Raw genomic sequence first — 16,325 nt, forward strand, 5'->3', positions numbered from 1 at the left:
ACTATTGTCCTCCTGTAGCTAGTTGCATAACTTTTTCTTGTGTAGCTTCTCGACGTGTTAATTCCCCACTAATTCTACCTTCATGCATGACCATAATGCGATCACTGACTCCAATCACTTCTGGTAAATCTGAAGAGACCATAATAATCGGTACACCTCGTTCAGCTAATTCATTCATTAATTGGTAAATTTCACGCTTAGCTCCAACATCTACCCCACGAGTTGGCTCATCTAAAATCAGTACTTTTGGTGCAATACCTATCCATTTTGCTAAAACTACTTTCTGTTGATTACCACCAGAAAGTGTCCCAACTTCCTTATCTGGATAACCTGATTTAATTTGTAACCTATCAATTAAGCGTTGTACAAATATACCACTTGTTTTATTATCGAAAATGCCATTTTTAACAAAATCACGAGTACTAGGTAAAGTCATATTATCTTTAATAGAAAAATCTAAAATCAATCCCTCATCTTTACGATCTTCTGTTAAGAAACCAATTCCATGCTTAATTGCTTCAAAAGGATTTTTAATTATCAGTTGTTCTCCGTTTATTATAATTTGACCAGATTTTAAAGAATCAATTCCAAAAATTGCTCGCATTATTTCAGTACGACCAGCACCCATCAAACCAGAAAAACCAAGAATTTCCCCTTGACGTACATAGAAAGAAATATCCGTAAAAGCATCACCAGAAAGATTCTTAGCTTGAAAAACAATATTCCCAATCTCAGCCTTTTTTTCTGGATAATAATCTTCTAATTCACGGCCTACCATCTTCTGAACTAATTCATCTGCATTAGTAAACTTCGTTTTCTTGGTATCAATTACAAACCCATCCCTCATAACAGTTATAAGATCTGTAATCTTAAAGATTTCTTCCATCCGATGTGAAATATACACAATACCTACACCATCAGATTTTAATCCTTCTATCACTTTAAAAAGTGTTTCAGTTTCACGATCAGTTAAAGCTGCTGTGGGTTCATCCATAATTAACAAGGAAACTTCTGATAATAAACATTTTGCTATTTCTATCATTTGTTGTTGTCCGACTGATAATTGACCAATGAATGCATCGAGAGGAATAGAGATATTAAGACGTTTAAATGCTTCTTTAGCTTTCATTTCCATACTAGCTTTATCTAGAAACCCAATCGAATTTTTAATTTCTCTTCCTAAAAAAAGATTATCAAGTACAGTCATATCTGGCCAAGTATTCATTTCTTGATGAATAAAACTCAGTCCAAACCGTTCTGCCTCTTGAGGATTAGAAAATGTTTTTTCTTTACCATCAATAAAAATAGTTCCTGAAGTAGCTGGAAAAAGTCCAGTTAAAATATTCATTAAGGTTGATTTGCCTGCACCATTCTCTCCCATTAAAGCATGAACTTCTCCTGAATTAAGAACCAAATCAATACTTTCTAAAACACGATTATTCCCAAAAGATTTTGAAATGTTCTTCATTTCAATTTTCATAGGCAACTCCCTTCTAAATAATAACTCCTGATTGCAAGATTATATTCGAATATGGTGTATCTTCCCCAGTGCGAATAACTGCCTTAACTTTAGTATTCATAGCTTTCAATTCTTCATGACTAATATATTCAATAATTATATTCGATTCTAAAAGATCTAGAACTGCTTGCCACTGTTCTTTGTTTTTTTCTTTAATTTCTTCTGCTAAAAAAATTTTTTCAATAAGTACATTATCTGAATATTCTTTTAAAACTTCTAAAAAACTTGGGCTACCTTTTCTTAATGCTAAATCAATTTTATCAACACCTTTTGGAACTGGCAATCCTAAATCTCCGATACAAACCAAATCCATATGACCTAAATCATCAGCTAGTTTTGCTAAATTACTATTTAAAATCCCATATTTCTTCATATCCTGAATGCTCCTTTATTTCTTTCAAACTCGGCATGCCTCCTTGCGCTCCAAATCTTTGAACAGAAAGATGTGAAGCAATCGTTGCAAAGGACAATGCAACATTCATCTCTTTTCCTTTTGAGATAGCATAAGCAAAAGCACCATTAAACGTATCTCCTGCTCCTGTAGTATCAACTACTTCTGCTTTTATGGCAGGAATCTTCTGAACTACTGTCCCATCATAATAAATAGAACCTTCAACTCCTAATGTCACAATCATTTTATTAGGATAAATTTTAATAATTTCTTCTAATTTCTTATCTGGAAAAAGCTCTGAACATTCATGCTCATTAGGAGTAATAAAATCACAAAAAGGAATCATCTCTATGTCTGTTTCTCTAGCTGGTGCAGGATTGTAAAGCACCTTAACTTTATTTTCTTGACAAAATTTAGCTATACATAAGTTGGCTTCATGTGGTATTTCATTTTGTAATACAACAATACTTGCATCACTAATCAATTTCCACTCATTTTTCCAATCATTTGTTTTAACTAAATTATTCGCTCCGGGATAATAAATAATCCTATTATCACCTCCATATAAAGTAATTTGTGCAACTCCTGTAGATTGTGGTACCGTTCCCACATGTTCTATAGAAACATTATTATTTTGCAGATTACCTAGTAAATCTGCTGAAAAAATATCTTCCCCAACGTTCCCAAATATGTAAATATTATCTTCTACACTGGATAATCTACCAATAGCTACAGCCTGATTTGCACCTTTTCCCCCTGGAACTATATTAAATGAATCCCCAAAAATCGTTTCACCTCCTTCTGGAATTCTTTTTGTTCTCATAACTAAGTCCATTGAAATACTTCCAACAACAACAATTTTACTCATTACTTTCTCCTTAATGTATTTCTTTCTACGTATCTAACAGGTAGTTTAATTTTAACTTCATCTATAGAGAACTTATTTGCCATATTATAGATTAGCTTTGCAGCCTGTTCTCCCATTTTATATGATGATTGGTGAATAGTTGATAAAGAAGGGTAAATAAATTGACTAAGTACAATATCATCGTAACCAATAATTTGAATATCATCTGGAATTTTTTTACCAATTGCTAAAATTTCATGAATATAAGCTATCGCATGAATATCAGAAGGTGCTATAATACTATCAATATTTGGATTTCTTTTTAGATTCTCTTTAGCTTCTTTTTGAATTTTTTCAAACTCAAACGTTTCACTTTCTTCAATACGAATCTCTAAAGATTTATCCCTCAAATAGTTTAAACTTGCTTCAAATCGTTCCGCAATGTTCTCAGCTTTATCATCTAAAACTTTAATAATCATAACTTGCTTAGCGCCAGCTTTCCAAATTGCTTTAGCAGCCAAACGTCCACCCAACTGATTATCAGAAAAGACACCGTAACCTGTATCTTTACTAATCCGGTCAACCACAACAACAGGTAACGTCAGATTTGGAAATTCCTTTGTAAAGTCAAGTGTCGTTATAATGCCAGCTGCATTTGTTTTTAACAAAAGGTTTATATATTCTTCTAACGAATCATGATCTGAAATAGTACCAACCATAATCCTATAACCTTTATCTTTCAAATATGATTCAGCCCCTCGAACCAATCTTGGGAAGAAGGGATTAGAAATATCTGGCAATAAGAGTCCTACCATTTGATTTTTTTTAGTTTTCAAAGATTGTGCTAATACATTCGGCGTGTAATTTAATTTCTTGATAGCATTTTTTATCTTTTCCCTAGCATCATCTCCGACATAGCCTTTTTTCGAAATATATCTTGAAACTGTTGATTTTGATACTCCAGCTTCTTCAGCAACCTGTTTTATTGTAGTCATCACTCCTCCTTTTTATATTATGGAACCGTTCCCTTATTTATATAGTAAGCGTTTTCTTTGTTTTTGTCAATACTTTTTTAGAAATATTTTAAATTTATTTTAGAGTATTTACTTTTTTCCCTAATCTTCTATTACTATTAGGCAGGAAACACAACAAGACCTCCACTATATCGAAGAGGCCTTGGACCAACTTGGTTATTTAGTAAAAGACTAAAAGATTTCCTTCTCCCAGCCATCTTCTGTACGGTGGTGATAGAAAAACTCTGATTTGTCAGGAGCTTCCATCATTTCCATCAAAGGTAACATATCATACGCCAGATCTAAGTTTGGAAGCTGGTCTTTTTGCACCCAAGAAACTTCTTCAAATCCAAAAAGTTGAGACTTTTATATAGAACCAGCTGGAGTATGCTCTAAAGACTATCCGCTTGATTGTATATTGAAAAGCTTCTCCTTAATTTTACTTTCGAGCAATAAACATACCATATTCTTTAGGAATAATTAACTCACCTTTATAAAAATGTACTTCTAATCTTTTACGAATGACTTTTTCTTCTAGCGAACCTATTTCTGAAATTCCTTTAAAGGATTGGATGTATTTAACTAGATCATCTATGCTAGTTACCTGTAACTCATCATCATAGAGTAATGTATCGACAGAGTTAAAATACCTACTCAGGTACCTTTTGCCATTTTGTAAAGTAAACGTTTTATTTTCCAAATCTTGATTAACATCATCTTTAAATAAACTTGACAAATAATCTACAACTCCATTTTCACCAAATGTAGCACAGTAAAAAATTCCTCCTGTTTTTAAGACTCTATTCACCTCAGAAAGAGCTTTAGGAATATCATTGACATGATGTAGAAGCATATTAGCAATAACAATATCAAACGTTTCATCCTCAAAAGAAATCTTTTGAATATCCATTATTTCATAGTTAACATTGTCTCTATTTCCAATCACTGACCTCGTTGTTCTCACCATATCTTTAGAAAAATCTGTAATAACCAACTGCTTCATTTTATCTATAGAATCACTATTACTTTTCCACAGTTCTCCTGTACCACATCCCAATTCTAGAACCTTTACTTCATTAGTGATTTGGTAGTTGGAAAATATCCAATTGTTAAATCCTAATTTATTTTTTGAATAGTTCTTATGCAATTCTACTCGAATATCAAGATTATCATGACTTTTATATTGTTCAATTACTTTATCATCCATTTTCTGATACTTCCTTTCATATTTTAAGATTATACCATAAAACAAAACACTCTCCGATTTCAACATTGAAGGTGGAGATTGTTCAAAATATAGATCGAAAAGAATAATAAGAAATTTAGAGATATTCAGTTGACTTACACCACCATACTTAGCCTATATTTCAGTACCTTACTTTAAAAGATAACACCTATCGACTAATCATAGAACTAAAAAGTTTCTTTCTCCCAGCCATCATCTGTACGGTGGCGGTAGAAAAATTCAGATTTGTCAGGAGCTTCCATCATCTCCATCAAGGGTAACATATCATAGGCCAGATCCAAGTTTGGAATCTGGTCTTTTTTCACCCAAGAAACTTCTCCTTCATCTGAAGAGCGAAGGCTACCAGAGAACTCAGTCGCCTTGTAACAAATGACAATATAGCGCCCACCTGTATCCAGAGGCCAATTTTTAATGCCGACAAGTTGAGGATTTTGGATAGTCAACCCTGTTTCTTCATAGATTTCACGAATGACAGACTCCGCAAAAGCCTCACCATTTTCAACATGACCTCCAGGAAAGGCATAACCAGACCAGCGATTAGTTTCAGGAGAGCGATACTGCATAACCACGCGCTGGGTTTCAAGATCTTCAATCAGACAAATGTTTGTTAAAATCGTTAATTGGGAACGGGACATAAATTTACTCGCTTTCTAAGTTATTAAAACATATCTTCGTTATATTTTACTTCGGACTTCATGATAAAGGGATTGAGCAATTCATTTTAATCTCACTAAATTCTCTAAAACACCTTCTGCTTTAAGTTATCATCAACTCAACGATAAGGAATTTTCGAACTTTCTATCTCTATATCAGGATTAGCAAGTTTGAGATAAGGAGCAATATAATCTGCATCCGTAACCTTTGGTCCTAGAATAACTTTTGAGTATTTCAAAGGAAGTAAATTGATGTATACAAATAAATCATATCTGCCATTGTCTTTCGAACTTAATACAATATACTTTCTAAAATCTTTATAGTTAACTTTATCAAAAACTTCTAACCCAATTTCTTCTTTCTTAAAGTACTTCTCATTTGATGAATCATTAGCATCTCTTTTAATAATATTTTGTATAGCTGTATCATCTAAATTAATTAAAATGCGATACTCTATTTCATACTCATAGTCTTTAACTTTGAAAAGGTAAGAAATCTTCTTCAATTTCTCAGCAAAACTTATCAATTCTTTTTCAGCTTCCAGCTCTTGCAATTTTTCAAATAGCTGTTTTAAATTATCAAGAGATTTACCAACATCTGTTTCTTCTTTATTCTCGGACATTAAATCTAAATAATGAACTTTAACAAACTCTATCGATTTATGAGCAACTATATCTTCAAGATAAGACAGATCATATTCAAGAAATGCTCCCTGAGATGAATCAGCATATTCCTTCCACATAGGTAAACTATCAGATACCGTGGTTAGAGAAGATATAAAAACATTGGAAGTTTGATATTGTTTGAAAAACGTATTATCTATACCCAAATAATCATATATTACTCTTCCTTCCATCGGGTCATTTAACTGTTTTAGATTAGTCAGTCGTAAAAATGGAGGTTGAGTTTCAGAATTGTTTTCATTTTTCCAGTCTGCTTTTATAAGAAAATTTGTTAAAGTATCAATCTTAGTATAATGTCCAAAAGAACCTATTTTTTTCAACTCTTCAGCGTCAACAGTTAATTTAGAACGTATATAGGAGATAACATTATCTGCTTGTTTTAAAAGTTGCTTAGCATCTAACGAGGAGATTGATTCTGAATAACTTTTCTCATTCGAGTAAGCATTATCATACTTCTCAATTAACTTAATTGCTTGATCTCGAATTATATCAGAATTATTTTCTTCTGCTATCTTTCGAACAACATCAATCGAATCATTAATTACAACATCAAAGTGTCTTGACACAAAATCTAGATAGTCATCAATATCTTCAGCTTGTGGATTATCAATAAAATATTTATTTATTATCTTTAAGTGCTCAAATTGAAAAATTGAAACAAGCTCATCTAATCTAAAATACCAATATCTAGTATAATTAAAATCAATATTTTCAAAATCAATATTTTCAAAATCAATATTTTCAAATATAAAGTTGATGAACGGTTCTAATTCACTTTTAAAATAGTTCCTTCTTTCTTCTGGTAAACTTTTCTGTCTAAATAGTGGAACAAAAACTGAAAGCAAATCCGAATAAATCATTTTACTATTCTCTAGATTATCTTTTAATACTAAATCAATAATTTTAAAGAAATAACTCTCATTTTCAAACAATATAGAATATTCTTCATATTCTTTTGGTTCAAATAAATAATAATAAAGAGAATCTAAATACCTAAAGCATACACTCCAACTATATACTTGTGAATTATTTGATAGTATTTTATTTATGGACTCTAAAATCTTTTTTTGGATAATTTTATCAATCTTCTCTTCAAAATCACTAAAAATATAAAGAACAAGTTCAACACATTTCAATTGTTCTTCTTCAGATAATTTTAAATATTGATTTATAAAATTTTCAAGTTCGGATTTCAGTTTTTCTTCATTCAAGGAATCAAAATGATCTTCTAATTCAGATTTACTAAATTTACCTGTAAAATAATTTAACTTTTCCATTTTGTCTCCTTCCAAAACCTACCCCAACGCCTTGACTTCCAACATCATATCACGAATCTGTGCTGCTAGTTCAAAGTCAAGCACTTCAACGGCTTCTTGCATTTGTTTTTCTAGTTTCTTGACGAGTTCTTTCCGCTCTTGTTTGTTGAGGCTATTGATATCGACTTCCTTGTCCTCTTCCTTGGCAACTGCCTTGGTTACAGCAATCAAATCACGAATTTCTTTCTTAATGGTTTGTGGAACGATACCATGTTCTTCATTATAAGCCATCTGAATTTTGCGACGACGGGCCGTTTCATCAATAGCACGTTGCATAGACTGAGTAACGGTGTCCGCATACATGATAACATGCCCTTCGCTGTTACGAGCAGCACGTCCAATAGTCTGGATAAGGCCACGTTCGTTACGAAGGAAACCTTCCTTGTCAGCATCAAGTATCGCAACTAAGCTAACTTCTGGAACATCAATCCCTTCACGGAGGAGGTTGATTCCAACCAAGACATCAAAGACACCCAAACGCAGATCTCGGATAATCTCTGTCCGCTCTAAAGTCTTGATATCCGAGTGCATGTACTTAACCTTGATACCCATTTCTTTGAAGTAGTCGGTTAAGTCCTCTGCCATCTTCTTGGTTAAGGTTGTGATAAAGGTACGCTCATTCTTCTCAACACGGGCATTAATTTCACCTAAGAGATCATCAATCTGTCCCATAGTCGGACGGACTTCCACCTCTGGATCCAAGAGTCCCGTTGGACGAATGATTTGCTCAATCACTGTCTCAGTCTGTTCATTTTCATAATCACCTGGTGTCGCTGAAACGTAAACAATCTGATGTACATGACTTTCAAACTCCTCCCGACGGAGAGGACGATTGTCCAGAGCAGACGGCAAACGGAAACCATAATTAACCAGCATTTCCTTACGAGAGCGGTCTCCATTGTACATGCCCTTGATTTGCCCCATGGTCATGTGGCTCTCATCAATCATAATTAAGAAATCATCTGGGAAGAAGTCGAGAAGGGTATAAGGAGGCTCGCCCTCACTCCGTCCATCCATGTGACGTGAATAGTTTTCAACCCCATTTGTATAGCCCATCTCACGCAGCATTTCGATATCGTACTCTGTCCGTTGTTTCAAGCGCTGGGCTTCAAGTAGTTTTCCTTCCTTTTCAAAGATAGCTAACTGCTCTTCCAACTCGGCCTGAATCTTGGCAATAGCATCCTCCATATGATCGTCATTGGTCACAAAGTGAGTCGCAGGGAAAATCGCCAAATGATCCACTTCTCCCAAGACCTGACCTGTCAAAGCTTCAACCTCACGAATACGGTCAATTTCGTCTCCAAAAAATTCTACTCGAAAGGCGTGTTCATCACGGGAGGCAGGGAAAATCTCCACTACATCCCCACGAACGCGAAATCTTCCCCGTTGGAAATCAATATCATTTCGCTCAAACTGGATGTCAACTAAGTCATTCAAGAGTTTATCACGAGAAATTTCAAGACCTGGACGGAGACTAACGACACTATCAGCGTATTCCTTGGGCGAACCCAAACCATAGATACAAGAGACGGAAGCCACGACGATAACATCATTGCGCTCCAAAAGAGCCGAAGTAGCTGAGTGTCGGAGCTTATCAATCTCGTCATTGACAGAGCTATCCTTTTCAATATAGGTATCACTGGAAGGGACATAGGCCTCAGGTTGGTAATAATCATAGTAGGATACGAAGTACTCAACAGCATTTTCAGGGAAAAATTCCTTAAATTCTCCATAGAGCTGTCCTGCTAGAGTTTTATTGTGGGCGATGACCAGAGTTGGTTTATTGACTTTGAAAATGACCTGACTCATGGTATAGGTCTTCCCTGTTCCAGTCGCCCCCATCAGAATCTGAGCTTTTTCTCCCCCCTCGATATTATCAACCAACTGCTCAATAGCTTGAGGTTGGTCTCCTGAAGGTTGATATTTTGATACTAGTTTAAATTGATTATCTGTAATGCGGTTAATCATAAGAATCCTCTCTCCATGTGCTATTCCTATTTTAGCATACTTGTAGCATTTTCACGAAGAAAAGGACGGACCGAAGTCACATCCTTTCATTTTCTTTCTTTAATTGATAGCCAAGATAGACAATCAGTAGTAACAAGACTAGACTTGTCATGATAGAACCTTCTATGCCAAAAGAACCACCTGATAGCCAATCTTGATTACCTTGTGGTAAAAAGGTCATCAGAGATGTTCCTGACGGCTGACCACTAACTAAAATCCCAAAGAGATTGCCCTGAGCAAAATTCCAAGCCCCATGAATACCTGCAACACCCCAAACAGTATCTGTTTTGAGGAGGTAAAGTGACATGGCAACTCCGAATAAAAAGAGATTCACTAGAGATAAAGGTGTAAGACCAGAATTGCCCATATGAAGCAGGGTAAAAAATATGCTAGATATGACAACAGCAAGTTTTAGATTGGTTCTTGAGACCAATTGAGGAAGGAGCCAAGCACGGGCCACCACTTCTTCTGTTGTCCCCTGTAAAATCCAAAATGGAATGGTAAAAATAACAAAGGAAAGCGAATAAGGATTTAAGTGAATAAACTCCAAACGATATTGCCCCAAGGCCACTAAACCTAACAAGGTCAGAAGAAAAAGTGCCAGACCTAGACCAAATCCCTTAAAAAGATTGCTTAGGAAATTCTCTCTATAAAATCCCAAGGTTCGAATAGGTCTTTTCTCAACTTTTCTAGTCCATCTGAACACAGTGTTGAGAACGAAACCAAAGGCCAGTAAATCTAAAATTAAATGAAAGTCACTTGTTTTATCCATCAAGCTCTGCTGCAAGGTCTGCAAGTAGGTAGCAAAAGCTTGACCAGCCTCTCCAAAATTTCTAGCAAGTCCGATGAGAGCTAACAAACTAATACCATATAAAGTATAAGCCACAAACTCTCCTATAAAGACAAAAGCAAAGGCTAACAAGGGGCTTGTGTAAATGTTTAAACTCATTTTTGAAGCTTGGAAGTCTTTAAATATTCTTTTGTTCTTCATATCCCTATCCTCTTTTCTTCTACTATATACTATTATTATAGCACTTTATAGTAGCAATTCAAGCAAGAAAAGAAAAACAATGTTACATTTTCTGACACAGAAATATAAAAATTTGCCTTTTTTTACTTTTTCTGATATAATGGGAAAATATTCGGAAAAGGAGACTAAAAATGAAGAAAAAATTTCTAGCATTTTTGCTAATTTTATTCCCAATTTTCTCATTAGGTATTGCGAAAGCAGAGACGATTAAGATTGTGTCTGATACCGCCTATGCACCTTTTGAGTTTAAAGATTCAGATCAAACTTATAAAGGAATTGATGTTGACATTATCAACAAAGTCGCTGAGATTAAAGGATGGAACATTCAGATGTCCTATCCTGGATTTGATGCAGCGGTAAATGCGGTTCAAGCTGGTCAAGCTGACGCTATCATGGCAGGGATGACAAAGACGAAAGAACGTGAAAAAGTTTTCACCATGTCTGATACTTACTATGATACAAAAGTTGTCATTGCTACTACAAAGGCACACAAGATTAGTAAATATGACCAATTAACTGGCAAAACCGTTGGTGTTAAAAACGGAACTGCTGCTCAACGTTTTCTTGAAACAATCAAAGATAAATACGGCTTTACTATTAAAACATTTGACACTAGTGATTTGATGAACAACAGCTTGAGTGCTGGTGCCATCGATGCCATGATGGATGACAAACCTGTTATCGAGTATGCCATTAACCAAGGTCAAGACCTCCATATTGAAATGGACGGTGAAGCTGTAGGTAGCTTTGCTTTCGGTGTTAAAAAAGGTAGCAAATACGAGCACCTGGTTACTGAATTTAACCAAGCCTTGGCTGAAATGAAAAAAGATGGTAGTCTTGATAAAATCATCAAGAAATGGACTGCTTCATCATCTTCAGCAGTTCCAACTACAACTACTCTAGCAGGATTAAAAGCCATTCCTGTTAAAGCTAAATATATCATTGCTAGCGATTCTTCTTTTGCACCTTTTGTTTTCCAAAACTCAAGTAACCAATTTACTGGTATTGATATGGAATTGATTAAGGCAATTGCTAAAGACCAAGGTTTTGAAATTGAAATCACCAACCCTGGTTTCGATGCCGCTATCAGTGCTGTTCAAGCTGGACAAGCTGATGGTATCATTGCTGGTATGTCTGTCACTGATGCTCGTAAGGCAACTTTTGACTTCTCAGAATCATACTACACAGCCAATACTATCCTTGGTGTCAAAGAATCAAGCACCATTGCTTCCTATGAAGATTTGAAAGGGAAGACAGTTGGTGTTAAAAACGGAACTGCTTCTCAAACCTTCCTAACAGAAAATCAAAGCAAATACGGCTACAAAATCAAAACCTTCGCTGATGGTTCGTCAATGTATGACAGTTTAAACACTGGTGCCATTGATGCCGTTATGGATGATGAACCTGTTCTCAAATATTCTATCAGTCAAGGCCAAAAATTGAAAACTCCAATCGCTGGAACTCCAATCGGTGAAACAGCATTTGCCGTTAAAAAAGGAGCAAATCCAGAATTGATTGAAATGTTCAATAACGGACTTGCAAACCTTAAAGCAAACGGAGAATTCCAAAAGATTCTTGATAAATACCTAGCTAGCGAATCTTCATCTGCTTCAACAAGCACTGTTGATGAGACAACTATCTGGGGCTTGCTTCAAAATAACTACAAACAACTCCTTAGTGGTCTTGGTATCACTCTTGCTCTAGCTCTTATCTCATTTGCTATTGCTATTGTTATCGGGATTATCTTCGGTATGTTTAGCGTTAGCCCCTACAAATCTCTTCGTGTGATCTCTGAGATTTTCGTTGACGTTATCCGTGGTATTCCATTGATGATTCTTGCAGCCTTCATCTTCTGGGGAATTCCAAACTTCATCGAGTCTATCACAGGCCAACAAAGCCCAATTAACGACTTTGTAGCTGGTACCATTGCCCTATCGCTCAATGCAGCTGCTTATATCGCTGAGATCGTTCGTGGTGGTATTCAAGCCGTTCCAGTTGGTCAAATGGAAGCCAGCCGCAGCCTGGGTATCTCTTATGGAAAAACCATGCGTAAGATTATCTTGCCACAAGCAACTAAATTGATGTTGCCAAACTTTGTTAACCAATTCGTTATCGCTCTTAAAGATACAACTATCGTATCTGCTATCGGTTTGGTGGAACTCTTCCAAACTGGTAAGATTATCATTGCCCGTAACTACCAAAGTTTCAAGATGTATGCAATCCTTGCTATCTTCTATCTTGTAATTATCACACTTTTGACTAGACTAGCGAAACGCTTAGAAAAGAGGATTCGTTAATGGCAAAATTAAAAATTGATGTAAATGATTTACACAAAAACTACGGAAAAAATGAAGTCCTAAAAGGAATTACGACTAAGTTCTATGAAGGAGATGTTGTTTGTATCATCGGTCCTTCAGGTTCTGGTAAGTCAACTTTCCTTCGTAGCCTTAATCTTTTAGAAGAAGTTACGAGTGGTCACATCACTGTGAACGCTTATGACTTAACTGAAAAAACAACCAATGTTGACCACGTCCGTGAAAATATCGGAATGGTGTTCCAACACTTCAACCTCTTCCCTCATATGTCTGTATTGGACAACATCACCTTTGCTCCTATTGAGCACAAGTTGATGACTAAGGAAGAAGCTGAGAAATTAGGAATGGAGTTGCTTGACAAGGTTGGGCTAGCAGATAAAGCTAATGCTAACCCAGATAGCCTATCAGGTGGTCAAAAACAACGTGTGGCTATCGCTCGTGGACTAGCAATGAATCCAGACATCATGCTCTTTGATGAACCAACTTCTGCCCTTGACCCTGAGATGGTCGGAGACGTACTAAACGTTATGAAGGAATTGGCTGAGCAAGGTATGACCATGATTATCGTAACCCATGAGATGGGATTTGCCCGTCAGGTTGCCAACCGCGTTATCTTTACTGCAGACGGTGAGTTCCTAGAAGACGGAACACCTGATCAAATCTTTGACAACCCACAACACCCACGTCTGAAAGAGTTCTTGGACAAGGTATTAAACGTTTAAACTTAAACTGTAAGGATTTCCTTGCAGTTTTTTTCTATCTCGTATTGGATTTTTTGATTTTTCGGAAAATTATGTTAGAATTAAATTTATGAAATGAGATTTCCTCATACCTAGCAAGACTAGGAATAAAAATAGAAATTAGGTAGCTAGATGTCATCTAAGGTTATTGTTACAATTTTCGGTGCGAGTGGAGACCTGGCTAAACGCAAGCTCTACCCTTCCCTTTTTAGACTATATAAATCCGGCAATCTTTCCGAACACTTTGCCGTTATTGGAACTGCTCGTCGTCCTTGGAGCAAGGAATATTTTGAATCTGTTGTAGTCGAATCGATCCTTGATTTGGCAGATAGTACTGAACAGGCTCAAGAGTTCGCTAGTCACTTCTACTATCAAAGTCATGATGTCAATGATACAGAGCACTACATTGCTCTACGTCAATTGCAGGCTGAACTAAATGACAAGTACCAAGCTGAACACAACAAGCTCTTCTTCTTGTCTATGGCTCCTCAATTCTTTGGAACTATCGCAAAACATCTCAAGTCTGAAAACATTGTGGATGGTAAAGGTTTTGAGCGCCTAATCGTTGAAAAACCATTTGGTACAGATTACGCAACTGCAAGCAAGTTGAATGACGAACTCCTAGCAACATTTGACGAAGAACAAATTTTCCGTATCGACCATTATCTTGGTAAGGAAATGATCCAAAGCATCTTTGCAGTTCGCTTTGCAAACTTGATTTTTGAAAACGTTTGGAACAAGGACTTTATCGACAATGTTCAAATTACTTTTGCAGAGCGCTTGGGTGTAGAAGAACGTGGTGGCTACTATGACCAATCTGGTGCCCTCCGCGACATGGTCCAAAACCACACTCTACAACTCCTTTCTCTCCTTGCTATGGACAAGCCAGCAAGCTTCACAAAAGACGAAATTCGTGCTGAAAAGATTAAGGTCTTTAAAAACCTCTATCATCCAACTGATGAAGAACTTAAAGAACATTTTATCCGTGGTCAATACCGTTCTGGTAAGATTGATGGCATGAAATACATCTCTTATCGTAGCGAGCCAAATGTGAATCCAGAATCTACAACTGAAACCTTTGCATCTGGTGCCTTCTTTGTAGACAGCGATCGATTCCGTGGCGTTCCTTTCTTCTTCCGTACTGGTAAACGACTGACTGAAAAAGGAACTCATGTCAACATCGTCTTTAAACAAATGGATTCTATCTTTGGTGAGCCACTTGCTCCAAACATTTTGACCATCTATATCCAACCAACAGAAGGTTTCTCTCTTAGCCTAAATGGGAAGCAAGTAGGAGAAGAGTTCAATTTGGCTCCTAACTCACTTGATTACCGTACAGATGCGACTGCTACTGGTGATTCTCCAGAACCATACGAGAAATTGATTTATGATGTCCTAAATAACAACTCAACTAACTTTAGCCACTGGGATGAAGTTGGTGCGTCATGGAAATTGATTGACCGTATCGAAGAGCTATGGGCTGAAAATGGTGCCCCACTTCATGACTATAAAGCTGGAAGTATGGGGCCTCAAGCCAGCTTTGACTTACTTGAAAAATTCGATGCCAAATGGACTTGGCAACCAGATATTGCCTACCGTCAAGATGGTCGTTTAGAATAAAAAAATTTCCTGCAAGTTTATGCCTTGCAGGATTTTTGCTTCTGATCAGATTAAGCCTTCCAAGAGACCCTTCATAAAGTTTTCATTAATATTCTTAATAAAATTAACAGCAAATTTATAGCACCAAGTATAGATAAAACTGAAAATAATTTATTACCTGTTTTAGGCAAATTTCTTTCAATTCTTTTTGGATATTGATGAATCTTTAATTCATTATTTTTTTCAATCATATCAGAATTAGCATTTTCAAACAAATTACCTTCACCATATGGACTAAATCCATTATTTTGTAATGCATCCTGAACATATAATTCCATGTTTATACTTTCACTATTATTCTTATCCGGAGATTGAACAGCAGTTGAATTTTCACTGTCAGTCTTATCCGGAGATTGAACAATATTTATATTTTCATTGCTAGTCTTATCCGGAGATTGAACAGTAGTTGAATTTTCACTGTCAGTCTTATCCGGAGATTGAACAGTAGTTGAATTTTCACTGTCAGTCTTATCCGGAGATTGAGCAGCAGTTGAATTTCCACTGTCAGTCTTATCCGGAGATTGAACAGTAGTTATATTTTCATTGCTAGTCTTATCCGGAGATTGAACAGTAGCTGAATTTTCACTGTCAGACTTATCCGGAGATTGAACAGTAGTTGAATTTTCACTGTCAGTCTTATCCGAAGATTGAACAGCAGTTGAATTTTCACTGTCAGTCTTATCCGGAGATTGAGCAGCAGTTACACTTTCATCTATTGGCTGGTTATTTGATAATGAGTTTGTTGGTAATACATTAGCATCATTTTTTGACTTTTCAACATTATTAATACCATGAATTGATAATGTTGACTCTTTTTCACTATTAATCGTATCTAGGGATGAAATTTCTCTTCTATTAGCTACTCTTAGAATCGGAGAAGATTCTTTAGGTATATTCTCAGAATT

The 16,325-nt window shown here is 35.9% G+C and carries 13 protein-coding genes and 2 pseudogenes; 4 read left to right on the forward strand and 11 right to left on the reverse strand.

What is annotated here, in order from left to right:
* Position 1 precedes the first annotated feature (1 nt).
* From HMPREF1048_RS05815 to HMPREF1048_RS05830, 4 genes are read right to left on the reverse strand one after another with little or no spacing between them, the layout of a single operon-like run.
* Positions 2–1,480, reverse strand: a complete 1,479-nt coding sequence (locus tag HMPREF1048_RS05815) for a sugar ABC transporter ATP-binding protein (RefSeq protein WP_000687780.1) — start codon at positions 1,478–1,480, stop codon at positions 2–4.
* A gap of 13 nt (positions 1,481–1,493) precedes the next feature.
* The gene (rbsD, locus tag HMPREF1048_RS05820) at positions 1,494–1,892 is read right to left on the reverse strand and encodes a D-ribose pyranase (RefSeq protein ID WP_000759837.1); all 399 of its coding nucleotides are present in this window, start codon (positions 1,890–1,892) and stop codon (positions 1,494–1,496) included.
* Positions 1,867–2,778 carry a ribokinase gene (gene rbsK, locus HMPREF1048_RS05825; protein WP_000036805.1) on the reverse strand — a complete coding sequence of 304 codons (912 nt, stop codon included), beginning with the start codon at positions 2,776–2,778 and terminating at the stop codon, positions 1,867–1,869. Before rbsK ends, rbsD begins: the two co-directional genes overlap by 26 nt.
* The gene (locus HMPREF1048_RS05830) at positions 2,778–3,752 is read right to left on the reverse strand and encodes a LacI family DNA-binding transcriptional regulator (protein ID WP_000207597.1); all 975 of its coding nucleotides are present in this window, start codon (positions 3,750–3,752) and stop codon (positions 2,778–2,780) included. Before HMPREF1048_RS05830 ends, rbsK begins: the two co-directional genes overlap by 1 nt.
* A gap of 136 nt (positions 3,753–3,888) precedes the next feature.
* On the opposite strand from HMPREF1048_RS05830, the pseudogene HMPREF1048_RS13135 reads away from it, so the two are divergent.
* Positions 3,889–3,966, forward strand: a pseudogene (locus HMPREF1048_RS13135) (DNA-binding transcriptional regulator); the annotation flags it as partial.
* Here the strand turns inward: HMPREF1048_RS13135 and HMPREF1048_RS05835 are convergent.
* The 6 genes and pseudogenes from HMPREF1048_RS05835 to HMPREF1048_RS05860 form a co-directional block, all read right to left on the reverse strand.
* Positions 3,963–4,112: pseudogene (locus HMPREF1048_RS05835) on the reverse strand (8-oxo-dGTP diphosphatase); the annotation flags it as partial. The pseudogenes HMPREF1048_RS13135 and HMPREF1048_RS05835 sit on opposite strands and share 4 nt — an antisense overlap.
* Positions 4,113–4,209: 97 nt before the next feature.
* The gene (locus HMPREF1048_RS05840) at positions 4,210–4,977 is read right to left on the reverse strand and encodes a class I SAM-dependent methyltransferase (protein WP_000342213.1); all 768 of its coding nucleotides are present in this window, start codon (positions 4,975–4,977) and stop codon (positions 4,210–4,212) included.
* Between the two features lie 206 nt (positions 4,978–5,183).
* A complete protein-coding gene (locus HMPREF1048_RS05845; protein ID WP_000091549.1) occupies positions 5,184–5,651 on the reverse strand; it encodes an 8-oxo-dGTP diphosphatase in 468 nt (155 codons plus the stop codon).
* 137 nt (positions 5,652–5,788) lie between these two features.
* Positions 5,789–7,630, reverse strand: coding sequence for a DUF2971 domain-containing protein (locus HMPREF1048_RS05850; RefSeq protein WP_000413448.1), 1,842 nt, complete (start codon positions 7,628–7,630; stop codon positions 5,789–5,791).
* A gap of 18 nt (positions 7,631–7,648) precedes the next feature.
* On the reverse strand, positions 7,649–9,637 hold the full coding sequence (gene uvrB, locus HMPREF1048_RS05855) for an excinuclease ABC subunit UvrB (RefSeq protein WP_000610421.1): 1,989 nt from the start codon (positions 9,635–9,637) through the stop codon (positions 7,649–7,651).
* A 76-nt stretch (positions 9,638–9,713) separates the two neighbouring features.
* Positions 9,714–10,667 carry a CPBP family intramembrane glutamic endopeptidase gene (locus HMPREF1048_RS05860; RefSeq protein ID WP_000792108.1) on the reverse strand — a complete coding sequence of 318 codons (954 nt, stop codon included), beginning with the start codon at positions 10,665–10,667 and terminating at the stop codon, positions 9,714–9,716.
* Positions 10,668–10,837: 170 nt separating this feature from the next.
* On the opposite strand from HMPREF1048_RS05860, the gene HMPREF1048_RS05865 reads away from it, so the two are divergent.
* From HMPREF1048_RS05865 to zwf, 3 genes are all read left to right on the forward strand, one after another.
* Positions 10,838–13,003: an ABC transporter substrate-binding protein/permease gene (locus tag HMPREF1048_RS05865; protein ID WP_000726249.1), complete on the forward strand. Its 2,166-nt coding sequence runs from the start codon at positions 10,838–10,840 to the stop codon at positions 13,001–13,003.
* Entirely contained in the window at positions 13,003–13,743 is a 741-nt protein-coding gene (locus HMPREF1048_RS05870) for an amino acid ABC transporter ATP-binding protein (protein ID WP_001096319.1), read from the forward strand. The genes HMPREF1048_RS05865 and HMPREF1048_RS05870 overlap by 1 nt, the downstream gene beginning before the upstream one ends.
* A 150-nt stretch (positions 13,744–13,893) precedes the next feature.
* Positions 13,894–15,381: a glucose-6-phosphate dehydrogenase gene (gene zwf, locus HMPREF1048_RS05875; protein ID WP_000096103.1), complete on the forward strand. Its 1,488-nt coding sequence runs from the start codon at positions 13,894–13,896 to the stop codon at positions 15,379–15,381.
* 71 nt (positions 15,382–15,452) lie between these two features.
* On the opposite strand, the gene HMPREF1048_RS05880 is transcribed toward zwf, so the two are convergent.
* Positions 15,453–16,325: hypothetical protein (locus HMPREF1048_RS05880; protein WP_000294928.1), on the reverse strand; the 873-nt coding region annotated here is incomplete at its 5' end.

This window comes from Streptococcus mitis SK575 (assembly GCF_000257865.1).
GTDB classification, from domain to species: Bacteria; Bacillota; Bacilli; order Lactobacillales; family Streptococcaceae; genus Streptococcus; species Streptococcus mitis_CQ.

What these genes read in the sequence shown, in the direction of transcription:
- HMPREF1048_RS05840 (WP_000342213.1), bottom strand. Translation starts at nt 4,977, where the DNA reads ATGGATGATAAAGTAATTGAACAATATAAAAGTCATGATAATCTTGAT.
- HMPREF1048_RS05860 (WP_000792108.1), bottom strand. Translation starts at nt 10,667, where the DNA reads ATGAAGAACAAAAGAATATTTAAAGACTTCCAAGCTTCAAAAATGAGT.
- zwf (WP_000096103.1), top strand. Translation starts at nt 13,894, where the DNA reads ATGTCATCTAAGGTTATTGTTACAATTTTCGGTGCGAGTGGAGACCTG.
- HMPREF1048_RS05870 (WP_001096319.1), top strand. Translation starts at nt 13,003, where the DNA reads ATGGCAAAATTAAAAATTGATGTAAATGATTTACACAAAAACTACGGA.
- HMPREF1048_RS05815 (WP_000687780.1), bottom strand. Translation starts at nt 1,480, where the DNA reads ATGAAAATTGAAATGAAGAACATTTCAAAATCTTTTGGGAATAATCGT.
- uvrB (WP_000610421.1), bottom strand. Translation starts at nt 9,637, where the DNA reads ATGATTAACCGCATTACAGATAATCAATTTAAACTAGTATCAAAATAT.
- HMPREF1048_RS05865 (WP_000726249.1), top strand. Translation starts at nt 10,838, where the DNA reads ATGAAGAAAAAATTTCTAGCATTTTTGCTAATTTTATTCCCAATTTTC.
- rbsD (WP_000759837.1), bottom strand. Translation starts at nt 1,892, where the DNA reads ATGAAGAAATATGGGATTTTAAATAGTAATTTAGCAAAACTAGCTGAT.
- HMPREF1048_RS05850 (WP_000413448.1), bottom strand. Translation starts at nt 7,630, where the DNA reads ATGGAAAAGTTAAATTATTTTACAGGTAAATTTAGTAAATCTGAATTA.
- HMPREF1048_RS05830 (WP_000207597.1), bottom strand. Translation starts at nt 3,752, where the DNA reads ATGACTACAATAAAACAGGTTGCTGAAGAAGCTGGAGTATCAAAATCA.
- HMPREF1048_RS05845 (WP_000091549.1), bottom strand. Translation starts at nt 5,651, where the DNA reads ATGTCCCGTTCCCAATTAACGATTTTAACAAACATTTGTCTGATTGAA.
- rbsK (WP_000036805.1), bottom strand. Translation starts at nt 2,778, where the DNA reads ATGAGTAAAATTGTTGTTGTTGGAAGTATTTCAATGGACTTAGTTATG.